Below are 15,074 nucleotides of genomic sequence, written 5' to 3' on the forward strand. Positions count from 1 at the left end.
CAGGCACGGTGTCGTCGCCCGGTCCCGGGCGTCACCGGTGGGCGCGGGCGCGACCTTGAGAGGCGCGTGGTGGAACTGTCACTTAATGTGACAAAAGGGACATTACGGAGGTGTCCCTCCGGAAGGAGCCCCATGCGTGCACACCCCAGATCCCTGTTCCCCGCGCTCGCCGTCGCCGTGTCCGCGCTCGTCGCCGCCGGGGCGAACCCTGCCGCAGCGTCCGGCTCGATGGGCGCGTCCGCGGTCCACCCGGGGCCTGTCGCCCCGGCCACCCAGGCCGCCCGCGTGGCCGCCCCGGTCACGCCCAAGGTCACGCCCCGGGTCACGACGTTCGCCATCCCCGACACCGCTGCCGGCGCCGCCACCCCGGCGCCCGGGTCGTCCGCCGCCAGGTCACGTCGTGTCGTGGCCCAGACCCAGCACACCGGCCTGTCGTTCGACGTCGCCGGCGTGACCTTCACGGGGCGGGCACCGGCCGACCTCGAGGTGCAGGTGCGCACCCGGCAGCAGTCCACGTGGACCGGCTGGATGGACCTGCAGGTCGACCCCGAGGACGGCCCCGACACGGGTTCGCCCGAGGGGCAGCGATCGCGGGCCGGCACCGAGGCCGTCACCGCCGCCGGCTCCGACGGCATCGAGGTCCGGGTGCTGACCGGCGCCGCCACCCCCGCGGGGCTGCGGCTCGCCGTCGTCGACGCCGGGACCTCGCCGGGCGACGTCGCCGGGGCCGGAGCGGACCCCGCTGTCCAGCCGGGCGCCGCCCCGGGCGCCGCCCCGGGCATCGCGTCGGCTCCTGCCGCCACGACTCCCGGGGCCACCGCGACCACCGCGACCACGGCGACCACGGCGTCCACCACGGCGTCCACCACGGCGTCCGTCTCCCAGCCGGCGATCATCACCCGGGCCCAGTGGGGCGCCGACGAGAGCCTCATGCCGTGCCAGCCCGAGCACCTCGCCGGCTTCAAGGCGGCGGTGGTCCACCACACGGTCAACGCCAACTCCTACACCTCGGCCCAGGCGGCCTCGCTCATGCGCGGCATCTTCGCCTTCCACACGCAGAGCCGCGGCTGGTGCGACATCGGCTACAACTTCCTCGTCGACCGCTTCGGCCGCATCTACGAGGGCCGCAAGGGCAGCATCAGCGGCTTCACCCTCGGAGCCCAGTCGGGGGGCTTCAACCACGACACCCTCGGCGTCTCGGTCATCGGCGACTTCACCTCGGTCCCGTTCCCGAGCGCGGTCCGCGCGGCCGTGGCGAGGGTCGTCGCCTGGCAGGCCGACCGCAGCGCGTTCGACCCGTCGAGCTCGGTCACGCTGACGTCGGCGGGCAGCACGCGCTACGCGTCCGGCGTGCGGGTCACCAAGCCCCGTGTCATGGGCCACCGCGACCTCAGCCTGACCGACTGCCCCGGCAACGCGGCATACCCCCAGATCCCCGGCATCCGCTCGACGGCGGGGTCCGAGTGGCGCGCGGGCCAGTACGTCGGGCGCGCCAACCGCTACACCCCGGTGACGGCGCGACGCATCGTCGACACCCGCACGGGGCTCGGTGCCTCCAGGGCGAAGCTCGCGGCGGGAGGGTCGGTCACGATCCGTCCCTCCGGGATGCCGGCTGACGTCTCGGCCGTCACCGTCAACGTCACGACGACCGGGGCCACCCGGCTCACCTCGGTCGGCGTCGGCCCGGCCGGAGTGACCCCGAGGAGCGCGTCGGTGCTCAACACCGGACCCGGCCGCACGACCGCGGCGGCCGTGACCGTCGGTGTCGGCGCCGGTGGGGCGATCACGCTGCGCAACTCGGCCGGCGCGGTCGACCTCGTCGTCGACCTCGCGGGCTACTACTCGACCGCGTCCGCATCCGGCCTCGTGGGCAGCTTCCGCCGGGTGCTCGACACCCGTTCCGGGACCGGCGCCCCCGTCGGCCAGGTGCAGCCGGCGCGACCGCTGACGATCACGGTGCCCGGGCTCCCCGTCGGCACGCGCGCGGTCAACCTCAACCTCACGGCGACGCGGACCCAGGCCCCCGGCCACGTGACGGCGTATGCCGGCGGGTCGGCTCGTCCGTCGACGTCCAATCTCAACCTCGTCGTCGGCCAGGACGTCGCCAACCTCGCCACGGTGCCGGTGGGTCCCGGTGGCACCGTGACGATCTTCTCGACGGCGCCGACCGACGTCGTCGCCGACGTGACGGGGATCTTCGTGGCGGGCACGGGTTCGCGGTTCACGCCCGTCAGCCCGCGCCGGGTGCTCGACAGTCGCTACGGCTGGGGGGCGCCCTACGGTCCCCTCGTCGCAGGCCGGACCCTGACCGCCTCGCTGGACGGCCTGCCTGCCTCGGCGAGCGGTCTCGCGCTGTCGTTGTCGGCGACCGGGGCGACGCGTCCGACGTCTCTGACCGTCTATGCCTCCGGGACGTCGCGGCCCGGCATCTCGAATGTCAATGTCGTTCCAGGACAGGCAATCTCGGGACTCGTGGTCTCGGGCGTCCGGTCCTCGAGCCTGTCGGTGAGCAGCGCCTCGGGCTCGGTGTCGGTCATCGGTGACCTCATGGGCTACTACGGCGCCTGAACGACGGATCGGCCCCCTCCGTGCGCGGAGGGGGCCGATGGCGTTCGGGGCGGCTCAGAGGCCGCTGATGAGCTCCGGCTCGGTCTTGTCCCGCACCTCGGCCTCGGTGACTCCGGGGGCGAGCTCGCGCAGGACCAGGCCCGCGTCGGTGACGTCGAGCACGCACAGGTCGGTGATGATGCGCTGGACGACGCCGCGCCCGGTGTAGGGAAGCGAACACTCCTTGACGATCTTGTAGGAGCCGTCCCTCGCGTTGTGCTCCATGAGGACGATGACCTTCTTGGCCCCGTGGACGAGGTCCATGGCGCCGCCCATGCCCTTGACCATCTTGCCGGGGATCATCCAGTTGGCGATGTCGCCGCCCTCGCTCACCTGCATGGCGCCGAGGATGGCGGCGTCGACCTTGCCGCCGCGGATCATCCCGAAGCTCGTGGCCGAGTCGAAGAACGCGGCCCCCTTGCGGAGGGTGACGGTCTCCTTGCCGGCGTTGATGAGGTCGGGGTCCTCGTCGCCGTCGAAGGGGTAGGCGCCGACCCCGAGGATGCCGTTCTCGGACTGCAGCACGATCTCGACGTCGTCGGGCACGTAGTTGGGCACGAGGGTCGGCAGCCCGATGCCGAGGTTGACGTAGGCGCCGTCGGACAGCTCGGCTGCGGCGCGCGCGGCCATCTGCTCACGGGTCAGTGCCATCTCAGGCCTCCTGCTCGGTCGTCGTGGCGGAGTCGGTGCCGGGGGCCGCGGGGCGCGGGCGCACCGTGCGGCGCTCGATGCGCTTGTCGGTGGCCTGCTGGCGGGTGAGCGGCAGGACCCGCTGCACGAAGATGCCGGGCAGGTGGATCTCGTCGGGGTCCAGCTCCCCCGGCTCGACGAGCTCCTCGACCTCGGCCACGGTGACGCGACCGGCCATGGCGCAGAGCGGGTTGAAGTTGCGGGCGGACTGGTTGAAGACGAGGTTGCCGTGGCGGTCGCCCCTGGCGGCCCGTACGAGGCCGAAGTCGGTGGTGATCGCCTGCTCGAGGACGAAGGTCTTCGTCTCGCCCATCCACTCGAAGTCCTGGGTCTGCTTCGGGGGAGAGGCGACGGCGATGTTGCCGGCGTCGTCGTAGCGCCACGGGAGCCCGCCGTCGGCGATCTGCGTGCCGACGCCGGTCATGGTGAAGAAGGCGCCGATGCCGGACCCTCCCGCGCGCAGGCGCTCGGCGAGCGTGCCCTGCGGCGTCAGCTCGACCTCGAGCTCACCGGAGAGGTACTGCCGCTCGAACTCCTTGTTCTCGCCGACGTACGAGCTGACCATGCGGCGGATGCGCTTGTCGCGCAGCAGGATGCCGAGGCCCCAGTCGTCGACGCCGCAGTTGTTCGACACGGCCTCGAGGTCGGTCAGCCCGGCGTCGTGGATCGCTGCGATGAGCACGGAGGGGATGCCGCAGAGGCCGAAACCGCCGACCGACAGCGACATTCCCTCGCTGATGCCGGCGATGGCCTCCTGGGGGGTGGAGACGACTTTGTCCATGGGTCGGACTCTATCCGCGCCGGTCGACCCAGAGGCCGTGGGGTCGCCCCACACGATGCGCCGGACCTGTGGTCGCCGCGCACGTATGCCGGCCGGCCCGCACCCGTGATCCGTGGGCCCGGGTGCGCGGATAGGCGCCCGTCGAATGACAGGTGTGTCATTCGACGGGCCGTCGAAGAACACCTCTGTAATTCACCGGAGTCGCTTGTGGTGCTTGTGACTGGAGTGCATAAATGGTGCGGGAGTTACCCCGGATCCCGCACCTTCCACGTCTGCCGAAGAGGTTCACCATGGCCCTGCGCCACCGCCCGCTGGGCCTCCTCCTCGCGGTGCCCGCCCTGACGGTGCCCCTGGCCGCTCAGCCGGCCGCGGCGGTCCAGGCGCCTCCGACCCGGAGCCTGCCGAGTGGCCTCGACGTCTACGTGCCCTACCAGGGCCAGACCGTGTGCGACCCCGTGCCGCGACCCGGCGTCCTGGCGTTCGCCCGGCTCATGATCTCCCACTACGGGATGGGCTCGACGGCGCTCATCGGCCGGACGTGCGGCAGCGGCCCCTCGGAACACTTCGACGGTCGGGCGTGGGACTGGATGCTCAACGTCGACAACCCCTCCCAGGAGGCTGTCGCGCAGTCGGTCCTGGCCTGGCTCACGGCGCCCGACAAGAACGGCGTCAAGGGGGCCATGGCCCGCCGGTTCGGGATCATGTACATCATCCACGACCGCAAGATGTGGCGGTCCTACGCGCCGGAGCGCGGATGGGCCCCCTACTACGGCAGCTCGCCCCACACCGACCACGTCCACTTCAGCTTCAACTACGACGGAGCCGCGGGACGCACGTCGTGGTGGACCGGCATCCCGACGAAGAGCTACCTCACCTCGCTGCCGCCGGCGGGCTCGACCCTGCCGACGACTCCTCCCTCGACACCGACGACGCCGCTGCCCTCGACCCCCGGCGTGCTGTCACCGGGCATGCGGTCCGAGGCCGTGCGCCAACTGCAGGTCCGGCTCGGGAACCTGCCGGCCACCGGCTACTTCGGCGACCAGACGAAGGCGCGCGTCGTCGCCTACCAGGCGTTCGTCGGGCTGCCCCGCACCGGGACGGCCGACCTGCGCACGCAGGAGATCCTCGCGACCCGGGGCTGGCGGAGCGTCACGGCGGCGTACCCGACCCTGCGGGCCGGCACGACCTCGGCTGCGGTCAGGACGCTGCAGACGAAGCTCGGTTCGCTGCCGACGACGGGCTACTACGGCAGCCTGACGCAGGCGCGGGTCACGGCCTACCAGAAGTTCGTCGGGCTGCCCCGGACCGGGGTGGCCGACCCCGTGACGCAGGCCCGGCTCTGGGTGCGCGGGTGGGGCGGAGCCGCGGCGGCTCCTGCGGCACCCGTCGCACCGGCCGCGCCGACCTACCCGACCCTGCGCCCCGGGATGACCTCGGCCGCGGTCAAGACCCTGCAGGCGAGGCTGGGTTCGCTGCCGACGACGGGCTACTACGGGACGATGACGCAGGCGCGGGTCACGGCGTACCAGAAGTTCGTCGGGCTGCCCCGGACGGGGGTGGCCGACTCGAGGACGCAGCAGGTCCTCTCATCCCGCGGCTGGTCGAGCACCGCCGCGGCCGGCGCCGCACGGACGGCCAGCCTGGCCGTCGCCGGGGTGACCCCGGCCGTGGATTCCCCTGACAGCACGGCGGTTTCGACGGTGATCACCGCCGACCTGCGCACCACTACGACCGGGAGGGGCCCAGCCATGACCGCCTACGCGAGCACGTCGTCACGCAGCACCGCGGGGGTCGCGAGCGTCGAGGTCGGCACGAGCTACACGGCATACAAGAGCCTGACGCTGGCCACCGGCTCACGCGGTGCCGCGGTCCGGGTCCTGCAGCGGGCGCTCGGAGGGCTCGCCGTCGACGGCGTCTTCGGGACGGTGACACGCGACAAGGTGGTCTCGCTCCAGCGTTCGTTGGCCGAGCCGCAGACCGGGGTGGTGACACCGGAGCTGTGGGACGTGCTCGAGGCGCGTGACTTCCCGTTCGTGGCCGACCGGTCGACGGTGCTGCGCGCCGGGGACACGGGTCCGCAGGTGGTGGCCGTGCAACGGCTCCTCGGGGTCGGCCAGACCGGCGTCTTCGACCTCGCGACCCGTGAGGCGGTCAAGGCCGCGCAGGCGCGGGCGGGGCTTGCGAGCACCGGTGTCGTGGCGTCGCGCACCTGGTCGTTGTTCGACCGCCTGTCCGCCTGACCGCTTGCGGCTCAGGCGGTCTCGCGCGCGTCGAGGGTGACGCCCTCGGAGGCGAGCCGGTCGGCGAGGTCCGCGCGGTCGCTGCGCATCAGCACGATCGAGCCGTCGACCGCCCACGCGGCCAGCGACTGGCGCAGCACCTGCTCGAGGTCGCCGGCGAGAGCCACGCGCGGAGCCGGCCCCCAGCTCTGGTCGACCACGACGAGGTGGCCGTATGCCGTGTCGTCGCCGCGCGCAGCCAGGGCGACGTCACCCGGTTCGGGATCGGACATCGGCGAGAAGAGGTCGCCGTGCGTCGCGAGCTCGCGGGCCTCGTCGACGGCGCCGGGCGCGTCACCGGCCTCGGGATGGCTGCGGGCGAGGGCGGGCAGCGCGACGAGGACGGCATCGCCGCCGTGCCCGGCTGCGGCCGCGGGGGAGTCGGTGACGAGCACGTCGGCTCCGGCGGCCGCGGCGCCGACGACGATCGTCGCGCCGACCGACCACGTCGCGAGCGCCCAGTAGAGCGACCGCCAGTGCGCGGGCAGGTCGAGACCGACCGTCGTCCCGGGTCCGGCTGCTGCGTCGTCCTGCAGGAGGTTCGCGGCCTTGGACACCCAGTTGGCGAGGACCCGGGCGCTCAGCTCGATGCGCTCGCCGGCGGTGGGGCCGGGGCCGTCGTCGTACCAGGTGAGCCGGGGTCGGCCGGGGTCGGAGGCGACCATCCGGGCCAGCACCTCGGCGGGCAGGGTCGGGGTCGTCATCGGGTGGGCCCCGTCAGTGCGCGCGACATCAGCTGTTCTTCGCTCCTGGGACCGTGGACCCGGGAGGCGCCTCGGTGAGTGGCTCGTCGTTCTTGAGGGCCGTGAAGAGGGCCTTGGCGCGTTCGGTGTCCCACTTGACCGCCAGGGCGCCGGCGCTCGTGCGGTAGGAGAGGTCCGACGTCGGCACGGAGAGCGAGAGGCCCTGGTCGTTGCTGACCGAGCGCATCGCCTGGAGCACGCGCACCGCGTCCATCATGCTCGTCTGGCTGCCGACGGCGAGCCCCGCGGCGGAGGCGTCGGCGAAGCTCTTGTAGCGCCACGGGATGAGCACCGTTGCCGGCGTCGCGGCCTTCTTCATCAGGGCGCCGAGGAACTGGCGCTGCCGGGCCGCGCGGCCGATGTCGCCGAGCGGGTCGGTGTAGCGCGACCGCACGTAGCCGAGCGCGTTGCCGCCGTCGAGGGTCTGGCAGCCCTTCTTGAGGTTGATGCCGGCCTTCTTGTCGTTCATGTCGCGAGGCACGCAGAGGTCGACGCCTCCGACGCTGTCGACGACGGCGGCGAAGCCGCCGAGCCCGATCTCGACGTAGCCGTCGACGTGGATGCCGGTGGCCTGCTCGACCGTCTCGGTGAGCAGCTTGGGCCCACCGATGGAGTAGGCGGCGTTGATCTTGTCTCGCCCGTGGCCCGGGATGGGGACGTAGGAGTCGCGGGGGAGCGAGACCATGACCGGCTTGCCGCCGCTCTCGGAGACGTGCACGAGCATGATCGTGTCGGTGCGGTTGCCGACCGCGTTGCCCGTCGCGTACTTCTTGCGCTGCGCCGCGGTGAGCCCCTCGCGGCTGTCGGACCCGACGAGCAGGTAGTTGTAGCCCGAGGTGTCGGTGGGCCGTGCCCCGTCGGGGATGTTGTCGACCTTGTTGACCGAGCCCCAGGCCTGCATCGGCACCCACACCATGAAGCCGATCCAGGCCAGCAGGAGCACGAGCAGCGTGATGAGGATGATCCGCCCCCGGCGCCAGCGGTAGCGCGGCTCCTGCGGCTCCACCGGACCACCCGAACTGCCCCTTGCGCCGCCACGCCCGCGCGTGTCGACGACGTCGGCGTCCCGCTCGGCGGGGCGGGACGGGGCGATGGCTCCGCCCCCGCTGCGCTTCGGTCGGCGTCGGGTGTCGACGGTGTAGGCGTCGTCGCGCGCGGTGCGGCGGGGAGTGGTCGGTTCAGTCGGCATCGGCTGCCTTCACGCTCGGGGACGGGGGAACGTCGCCGGTCAGTGTGTCAGGAGTTCCTGTCGGAATCCCACGTCCGGACCTGTCCTGTGCCGCGCGCACCCGACGCGACGGGGGCGTCGCCTCGTCGAGGGCGATCCGGCGGGCCAGCCGGGTGTATCGGGTCTCCATGGCCCGGAACCGCTTGAAGGTCGTCACGACGAAGCCGAAGAAGGCGACCGCCAGCCCGTAGAGGATGAGGTCGGCGCCACGACCCACCCCGAGCGCGCGGGCCAGGTTGGTCCACGTGTTGCTCGGGTCGATGATCGAGTAGACGACGAGGCCGAGCAGGAGCAGCAGGCCGAGACGGCGCACGGCCATGGTGCGCTGGCCCGTGCCGACGAGCAGCCGCCAGGCGCTGGCCAGCACGGCCGCGATGAGCAGGATCTGGATGACACTCTGCCGGCTCATCGCCAGATCAGCTCCGCGAGGATGTTGACGGCGTTCCAGAGCGACTGCCCCTTGGCCCTGGAGTAGTCGGTGTAGAGGATGTGCACGGGTTCCTCCGCGTAGGCGACCCTGGCGCCGTCGAAGCGCATCGAGCCGATCTGGGCGACGATCTCGGAGGCGTGGGCCATCCGGTTCTGGGTGATGTCGAGCTGCTGCACGACGTCGCGGTGGAGCACGCGCAGCCCGTTGTGGGCGTCGGTCAGGCGCGTGCCGGTCGTGAGGTTGGTGTAGGCCACGGCGGCGCGCAGCACGAGCCGTTTGCCGGCAGAGGCATCGGTGCGTTCGTCGAGGAACCGGGACCCGAAGACGACGCGGACGTCGCCGCGCCGGATGCGGTCGAGCATGACCTCGACGTCGCTGATCTGGTGCTGGCCGTCGGCGTCGTAGGTCACGACGTAGCGCATCGCCGGGTCGCCGAGGGCGTACTCGAAGCCGGTCTGGAGCGCGGCACCCTGTCCGAGGTTGACCGGGTGGCGCACGACGGCGGCGCCGGCCCCCTCCGCGAGGTCGGCCGAGGCGTCGCGCGACCCGTCGTCGACGCACACGATGTTGGGGAAGACGGCGCGGGCCTCACGCACGACGTCGGCGATGACGGCGGCCTCGTTGTAGAGCGGCACGACCAGCCACACGTCCTCGTTCTGCATGGGCTCAAGCGTAGGGCCGTACGCCCGGCCGACCCGACACGCGAGGCGGGGACGCAGGCACGGCGCACCCGATGCGTCGGCAACTAGAGTCGGAGCACCATGACGGACGCGTTGTCACAGGGTTCCCCGTTGCGGGGCCACCAGTCCTCCGGGACGCCAGCAGCCGCACCACACCTCGAGGGCTCGCCCGAGCGGGGTGACGTGACGGGGTCGTCCGCGCTCCGCATCGCCATCGTCGGCCCGACGCACCCCCACAAGGGCGGGGTGGCGGCGCACACGACGATGCTCGCGCACCACCTGGCCGACGCCGGTCACGACGTCACGCTGGTGTCGTGGGCGCACCTCTACCCGTCCAAGCTCCACCACGCGGACGCGTCAGTGCCCGACGGCCAGCCCGAGGTGCCACCCTTCCCGCGCACGATCCGCGCCCTCAGCTGGGCCAGACCCGACACGTGGGTGCGCGCGGGCCGCCGGCTGCGCGACGTCGACGCCATCCTCGTGGTCCACGTCATGCCTGCGGTCGTCCCGGCCCACCTCGCGCTGCTCCGGGCCGCAGGCGCCGTGCCCGGCGCGCCGGGCCCTCGGCCCCAGTCGGTCGTCGTGTGCCACAACGTCCTGCCGCACGAGACCCATCTCGGTGACGCCCGCCTCATGGCGGTGCTCTTCGCCCGCGTCGACTCGGTCCTCGTGCACAGCACGGAGCAGGCCCGGGTGGCGCACGACCTCGGCGCCCGCCGCGTCTCCGTGGCCGACCTGCCGCCGCACCTGCCCGGAGGCGACCCGATCGCGCGCGGACCCCGTCCCGGCCCCACCCGGTTGCTCGCCCTGGGCCTCATCCGTGAGTACAAGGGCATCGACGTGCTCCTGCGCGCCATGCGCTCGGTGCCGGAGGTCACCCTGACGATCGCCGGGGAGATCTGGGGCGCCAACCGCGGGGTCATCGCCCGGCTGGCGGCCGACCCCGCGCTGGCAGGTCGCGTCGAGGTCCGCGACGGCTACGTGCCGGCGGACGACCTGGCCGCGCTCCTCGCCGACCACGACGTCCTGGCCCTGCCGTACCGCTCCGCCACGGCGTCGCAGAACGTCATCCTCGGGCACGCCCACGGGCTGCCGGTGCTCGCCTCGGACATCTCGCCCTTCTCGCAGCAGGTCATCGACGGCGTCAACGGCCTCCTCGTGCCGCCGGAGGACGAGCGCGCCCTCGCCGGGGCCCTGCGCCGCCTCGGAGACCCGGACGTGCGCCGGCGACTCGCCGAGGGCGTGCACACCCCCGACCTCTCCGGCCCCTGGGCGCACTACCTCGGCACCCTCGAGGCGCTCTCCATCGACGAGAGCGTCCTGCTCGGCGAGCCCGAGGGGCCGTATGCCGGGTCGCCCGAGCCGCGCGCCGGCGACCCTCTCGGCGACGACCTCGCCGACGCGGCGGTGCCCGAGCACGCGACCGCAGGCACGCCCGACGGACCGGGCGCGGTGCTCCGGCACGGACGGGCGCTGGCGGGGGTCGCCGGCCGGGCCGTCGTCCGGGGCACCGCCCGTGCCCGGCGCGGCGCGGCGCGGGCCGTCGCCGCCCGGCGCCCCCTCGTGTCCCTGCGGCCCGACGACCTGCCCGAGTGGGTGCTCGCGACCGACGTGCTCGGCGAGCCGGACGAGGCCGACGACGCGCGGAGGCTCTCGCGCATCCTCGGGCTGCCGCGGTCGCTCGACAGCGTGTCGGCCTGGGCGGCGCTCGGGGCGCTGGCGGCGATCCTGCGCGTGCGCGACGACGGGCGGCGCAGCGCCGTCATCGTCGACGAGGGCGGCACGCGGTCGCTGCTGTCACGGTGGGCGCGGGCCGTCGGTTTCGCCCCCGTCGAGATCGACTTCACCGGCTCGCACCCCAGCGTCGCGGCCCTCGACGTCGACACCGGCTCCCTCGACGTCATCGTCCGCATCCACCCCGACGGCTGCGACGCCGACGACGTCGACCACGTGCTCGAGCAGGCGTCCTGGGCCCTGCGCTCGGGCGGCCTGCTCGTCGTCACGATCCCCATCGGGCCGCGGGCGGCCGAGGGCGCCGTCGGCCCGGCCGACGTGCGCGGCATCCTCGCCCGGGCCCACGACCTCGGTTTCGTCCTCATCGGCGACCTCGACGGCGACGTCAACGCCCGGATGCGCGAGGCCGCGTCCCGCGCTCGGGCCGACGACGCGGCATACGGCCTCGTCCGGCTGACGCTGAGACGGCGTTGAGCACCCTCGTGGGGCTGCGATGATGGGGCGGACATGACCCGCAAGAAGATCCTCACCGTCCTGCGCGTGGCCATCGCGCTCGTCACCCTCGGCGCGGTCGTCTACGCCGTCGCCCGCAACTGGGCCGACGTGTCCGTGCACCTCGACCAGATCTCCCGGACGACGTTCCTCTGGTCGACGCTCGCCGCCGCCCTCGGGACCTGGCTGACGATGATCGGCTGGAAGACGCTGCTGCGCGACCTCGGCTCCGACCTGCACCTCGCGCCCGCGTCGGGCGTCTACTTCGTCGGCCAGCTCGGCAAGTACCTCCCCGGCTCGCTGTGGTCGGTGCTCGTCCAGGCCGACATCGCGAGCCACCTCAAGGTCCCGCGCCGACGCACGGCCGTCACCGGCCTGCTCGCCCTGGGGCTCTCGCTGCTCACCGGCCTGCTCGTGGGACTGCCGGCCGCGTCCTTCCTGCTCAGCCGCTCCTCGACGGGCTTCGACTGGTGGCTGCTGTCCGGCATCCCCATCGTCGTCGTCCTGTGCGTCCCGCGCCTGCTCAACGCCATCATCGACCGGATGCTGCGCACCCTGAAGCGCGAGCCGCTCGAGCAGGGCCTGTCGACGGTGGCCGTGCTGCGCGCGGTCGCGACGTTCGTCCTCGTCTGGCTCTCGTTCGGGGTGCACACGCTGCTGCTCGCCCGTGCCGTGGCCGGCGACGGCGCACCGCACCCGGACCTGACGACCGCTGCGATGACGGGCTACGCCCTGTCGGTCTCGCTCGGCATGCTGACGATCGTGCTCCCCGCCGGTCTCGGCGCCCGGGAGGGGTTGCTGACCCTGATCCTCTCGACGGCGATGCCGACCCCCGCGGCTGCCGCGGTCGCCATCATGTCGCGCTTCATCGTCACCATCGTCGACGTGCTGGCCGCGCTCGGCGGATGGCTCTACGCGCGGTCGCACCACCTGCTGAGCGAGCGGCACGCCACCGAGGAGAGCGACGTCAGCGTCTGACGCGTCGCTCTCCGTCGACGTGGTTCAGCGGCGCTCGAGGACGAAGACGGGGATCTGCCGGTCCGTCTTCGTCTGGTACTCGGCGTAGCTGGGGAAGGCCGCGACGCACCGCTCCCACCACTGGGCGCGCTCGTCGCCCTCGAGCTCACGGGCGTGCACCGGGAACGTCTCGGTGCCGGCCTGCAGCTCGATGTCGGGGTGGGCGAGGAGGTTGCGGTACCACTGCGGGTGCGTCGGCGCTCCGCCCTGGCTCGCGACGGCCGCGAACGACCCGTCGTGCTCGACCCACATGAGCGGCACCTTGCGCACGGCGCCGGTCTTGGCCCCCCGCATGGTCAGCATGACCACGGGCAGGCCCATGATGTCGACGGAGTCGGTGGTGCCCGTGCTCTCGATCGTCTCGACCTGCTTGCGGACCCAGTCGCTGGGGCTCGGGACGTACTCGCCGGTGATAGCCATGACGGCAGGTTAACCCGGGCGACGCGAACGGCTCCCGGTGGGTCACCGGGGGCCGTTCGGCGGACTGCCGACGCGTCGGGTGTCGGGAGGGACGTCGCTCAGGCGGCGCCGGGCTCCGGAGCGGAGCTCCACGGGTGCGCCTTGACGAAGTCCTCGACGACCGTGGTGTTGAGTCCGCCGCAGAGCTGGCGGTGACCCATCTGCGTGCCGACCTTGCCGGTGGCCTGGTCGACGTCGGCCGACCAGTGCGACAGGGCGTACTTCTTGCCGGAGGGGAACGCGCCGTAGGAGGGGTCCCACGGGCTGATGAGGAACTTGTTGGCCGACTCCTTCATGGCGTTGACCTTGGTCGCCAGGGCCTGGAACGAGGCCGCCTGCTCCTTCTCGACCGAACGGTCGTACCAGAGGATCGTGTAGCCGTGCTCGAGGTTGTGCACGAGCGTCTCGATCTGCGGGGCGTCGGCGACGGTGTAGACGCGGCGCGAGTCGACGGCCGGCACGGCGAAGTGCTTGCCGCTCGACGGCGGGACCGTGGAGTACTGGATGCGGGTGACGTTCGGCTGGTTCGTGCCGGGGCCGACGTGGTCGCTCGAGCCGCTCGCGGGGTCGTTGGTCACGGGGTCGCACGAGGCTGCGGCGACGTCCCCGCTGATGTTGGCCAGTGCCTCGTCCTTCTTGTTCTGCTCGCCGATGATGGCCCAGGCGACGGCAGCGCCGATGATGGCGACGACCGCCACGCAGGCGCCGATGACGACGAGCAGCCGACGGCGCTCGCCCCTCTTCTGGGCGGCCTGCATCGCTGCGACGCGCTCACGTCGCTCTCGGCTCGTCTCGCGGGCCATCGTTCCTCGTTTCCTGTCGGTCTTTCGGCGTGCCGATGGGCAGGGGGTCGGCTGGGCGGCCGTGCGGTTGTGAGTCGCTCGTCGGACCGGCAGACCTCGCCCGGTCGGACACGGTGCCGAGTGTAGGCGAGGATGTTGTGGTGCCCGAACCCTCGACCCGTCTGTGGCGGAGTGACCGGGAGATCGCGCTGCGTGCGCAGCTCGGGGTCTTCCGCCGCGGCTCGGGCGACCCCACGTCCCGGTTCGGGCATGAGGGCACGGTGACGCGGGCGGCCCAGACCCCGGAGGGCGTCGGCACGCTCCACCTCGTGTGCCGGCCTGGCGACTCCGAGGTCCATGCCCAGGCCTGGGGACCCGGGGCCGCGTGGCTGCTCGAGGCGGTGCCGGCGCTGCTCGGGGACGAGGACGACCCCTCCGGGTTCGAGACCCACCACGACGTCGTCGCCGAGGCGTGGCGTCGCTTCTCGCACTGGAGGGTTCCACGGTCCGGGCTCGTCATCGACGCGCTCGTCCCCGCGGTCATCGAGCAGAAGGTGACGGGGCAGGAGGCCTTCGCCGGCTACCGGGTGCTCGTGCGCCGGTTCGGCACGCCGGCGCCCGGCCCGTTCCCCGGCCTCATGGCGCCGCCGACCGCCGCGGGGTGGGCGGCCATCCCGTCGTGGGCCTGGCTGCAGGCCTCCGTCGACGGCGCCCGTTCGCGCACCGTGGTGCGAGCGGCGGGGTATGCCGGCCGGCTCGAGGAGGGCGCGTCCGTGTCGGTCGCCGAGGCGCACCGACGCCTGCGGGCCCTCCCGGGCATCGGGGTGTGGACCGCTGCCGAGGTCGCCCAGCGGGCCCTCGGTGACCCGGACTCGGTGTCGTTCGGCGACTACCACGTCGCCAAGGACATCGGGTGGGCCCTGACCGGCACCCCGGTCGACGACGACGGCCTCGCGGAGCTCCTCGAGCCCTACCGCGGGCACCGCTACCGCGTGCAGCACCTGCTCGGTCTCGCGGGCCACCACCGGCCGCGTCGCGGTCCCCGGATGGCGCCGCGGACCCACCTGCCCACGCGACCGCGCTGAACGGCATACGCGCTCCTCACGCACGGTCGGGAACGCACGAGGGCCCGGCGCCCCCTGACGGTGCCGG

At 73.0% G+C, this 15,074-nt stretch carries 13 protein-coding genes; 5 read left to right on the plus strand and 8 right to left on the minus strand.

Translation table 11 applies throughout. The features are described 5' to 3' along the window. Positions 1-132: 132 nt before the first annotated feature. A complete protein-coding gene (locus tag TAE01_RS14035; RefSeq protein ID WP_147067436.1) occupies positions 133-2,568 on the plus strand; it encodes an N-acetylmuramoyl-L-alanine amidase in 2,436 nt (811 codons plus the stop codon). Positions 2,569-2,622: 54 nt separating this feature from the next. On the opposite strand, the gene TAE01_RS14040 is transcribed toward TAE01_RS14035, so the two are convergent. Further along, on the minus strand, positions 2,623-3,258 hold the full coding sequence (locus TAE01_RS14040; protein ID WP_147067437.1) for a CoA transferase subunit B: 636 nt from the start codon (positions 3,256-3,258) through the stop codon (positions 2,623-2,625). A gap of 1 nt (position 3,259) precedes the next feature. Beyond that, a complete protein-coding gene (locus TAE01_RS14045) occupies positions 3,260-4,078 on the minus strand; it encodes a CoA transferase subunit A (protein ID WP_147067438.1) in 819 nt (272 codons plus the stop codon). A 290-nt stretch (positions 4,079-4,368) separates the two neighbouring features. Between TAE01_RS14045 and TAE01_RS14050 the strand changes: the two genes are divergently transcribed. Next, entirely contained in the window at positions 4,369-6,318 is a 1,950-nt protein-coding gene (locus TAE01_RS14050) for a peptidoglycan-binding domain-containing protein (protein WP_147067439.1), read from the plus strand. Between the two features lie 11 nt (positions 6,319-6,329). Here TAE01_RS14050 and TAE01_RS14055 read toward each other — a convergent pair whose 3' ends face one another. The 4 genes from TAE01_RS14055 to TAE01_RS14070 are packed head-to-tail and all read right to left on the minus strand — an operon-like array spanning position 6,330 to position 9,420. After that, positions 6,330-7,061 (minus strand): TIGR03089 family protein, encoded by a 732-nt coding sequence (locus TAE01_RS14055; protein WP_147067440.1) that lies wholly within the window; start codon positions 7,059-7,061, stop codon positions 6,330-6,332. 28 nt (positions 7,062-7,089) lie between these two features. Continuing rightward, positions 7,090-8,289 (minus strand): LCP family protein, encoded by a 1,200-nt coding sequence (locus TAE01_RS14060; RefSeq protein ID WP_147067441.1) that lies wholly within the window; start codon positions 8,287-8,289, stop codon positions 7,090-7,092. Next, positions 8,279-8,737 carry a DUF2304 domain-containing protein gene (locus TAE01_RS14065; protein WP_147067442.1) on the minus strand — a complete coding sequence of 153 codons (459 nt, stop codon included), beginning with the start codon at positions 8,735-8,737 and terminating at the stop codon, positions 8,279-8,281. The genes TAE01_RS14060 and TAE01_RS14065 overlap by 11 nt, the downstream gene beginning before the upstream one ends. Then, positions 8,734-9,420 (minus strand): glycosyltransferase family 2 protein, encoded by a 687-nt coding sequence (locus TAE01_RS14070; RefSeq protein ID WP_147067443.1) that lies wholly within the window; start codon positions 9,418-9,420, stop codon positions 8,734-8,736. The genes TAE01_RS14065 and TAE01_RS14070 overlap by 4 nt, the downstream gene beginning before the upstream one ends. 99 nt (positions 9,421-9,519) lie before the next feature. Here TAE01_RS14070 and TAE01_RS14075 point away from each other — a divergent pair, with 99 nt between their 5' ends. Next, complete coding sequence (locus TAE01_RS14075; protein WP_147067444.1) at positions 9,520-11,646, plus strand: glycosyltransferase family 4 protein; 2,127 nt, start codon at positions 9,520-9,522, stop codon at positions 11,644-11,646. A 33-nt stretch (positions 11,647-11,679) separates the two neighbouring features. Further along, entirely contained in the window at positions 11,680-12,642 is a 963-nt protein-coding gene (locus tag TAE01_RS14080) for a lysylphosphatidylglycerol synthase domain-containing protein (RefSeq protein WP_147067445.1), read from the plus strand. 24 nt (positions 12,643-12,666) lie between these two features. Here the strand turns inward: TAE01_RS14080 and TAE01_RS14085 are convergent, their stop codons facing one another. Together TAE01_RS14085 and TAE01_RS14090 are read right to left on the minus strand one after the other, a co-directional pair. Then, positions 12,667-13,101 (minus strand): nitroreductase family deazaflavin-dependent oxidoreductase, encoded by a 435-nt coding sequence (locus tag TAE01_RS14085; RefSeq protein ID WP_147067446.1) that lies wholly within the window; start codon positions 13,099-13,101, stop codon positions 12,667-12,669. A gap of 98 nt (positions 13,102-13,199) precedes the next feature. Then, entirely contained in the window at positions 13,200-13,943 is a 744-nt protein-coding gene (locus TAE01_RS14090; RefSeq protein ID WP_147067447.1) for a DUF3105 domain-containing protein, read from the minus strand. A gap of 137 nt (positions 13,944-14,080) precedes the next feature. Between TAE01_RS14090 and TAE01_RS14095 the strand changes: the two genes are divergently transcribed. Next, positions 14,081-15,007, plus strand: a complete 927-nt coding sequence (locus TAE01_RS14095) for a DNA-3-methyladenine glycosylase family protein (RefSeq protein ID WP_147067448.1) — start codon at positions 14,081-14,083, stop codon at positions 15,005-15,007. Positions 15,008-15,074: the final 67 nt, after the last annotated feature.

Source organism: Terrabacter aerolatus (assembly GCF_007991735.1).
In the GTDB taxonomy this organism is placed as follows: Bacteria; Actinomycetota; Actinomycetes; order Actinomycetales; family Dermatophilaceae; genus Terrabacter; species Terrabacter aerolatus.

Bases quoted from the DNA above. Each gene is read 5' to 3' on its own strand.
- TAE01_RS14045 (WP_147067438.1), bottom strand. From the start codon at position 4,078: ATGGACAAAGTCGTCTCCACCCCCCAGGAGGCCATCGCCGGCATCAGC.
- TAE01_RS14050 (WP_147067439.1), top strand. From the start codon at position 4,369: ATGGCCCTGCGCCACCGCCCGCTGGGCCTCCTCCTCGCGGTGCCCGCC.
- TAE01_RS14060 (WP_147067441.1), bottom strand. From the start codon at position 8,289: ATGCCGACTGAACCGACCACTCCCCGCCGCACCGCGCGCGACGACGCC.
- TAE01_RS14080 (WP_147067445.1), top strand. From the start codon at position 11,680: ATGACCCGCAAGAAGATCCTCACCGTCCTGCGCGTGGCCATCGCGCTC.
- TAE01_RS14085 (WP_147067446.1), bottom strand. From the start codon at position 13,101: ATGGCTATCACCGGCGAGTACGTCCCGAGCCCCAGCGACTGGGTCCGC.
- TAE01_RS14040 (WP_147067437.1), bottom strand. From the start codon at position 3,258: ATGGCACTGACCCGTGAGCAGATGGCCGCGCGCGCCGCAGCCGAGCTG.
- TAE01_RS14090 (WP_147067447.1), bottom strand. From the start codon at position 13,943: ATGGCCCGCGAGACGAGCCGAGAGCGACGTGAGCGCGTCGCAGCGATG.
- TAE01_RS14070 (WP_147067443.1), bottom strand. From the start codon at position 9,420: ATGCAGAACGAGGACGTGTGGCTGGTCGTGCCGCTCTACAACGAGGCC.
- TAE01_RS14065 (WP_147067442.1), bottom strand. From the start codon at position 8,737: ATGAGCCGGCAGAGTGTCATCCAGATCCTGCTCATCGCGGCCGTGCTG.
- TAE01_RS14075 (WP_147067444.1), top strand. From the start codon at position 9,520: ATGACGGACGCGTTGTCACAGGGTTCCCCGTTGCGGGGCCACCAGTCC.
- TAE01_RS14055 (WP_147067440.1), bottom strand. From the start codon at position 7,061: ATGACGACCCCGACCCTGCCCGCCGAGGTGCTGGCCCGGATGGTCGCC.
- TAE01_RS14035 (WP_147067436.1), top strand. From the start codon at position 133: ATGCGTGCACACCCCAGATCCCTGTTCCCCGCGCTCGCCGTCGCCGTG.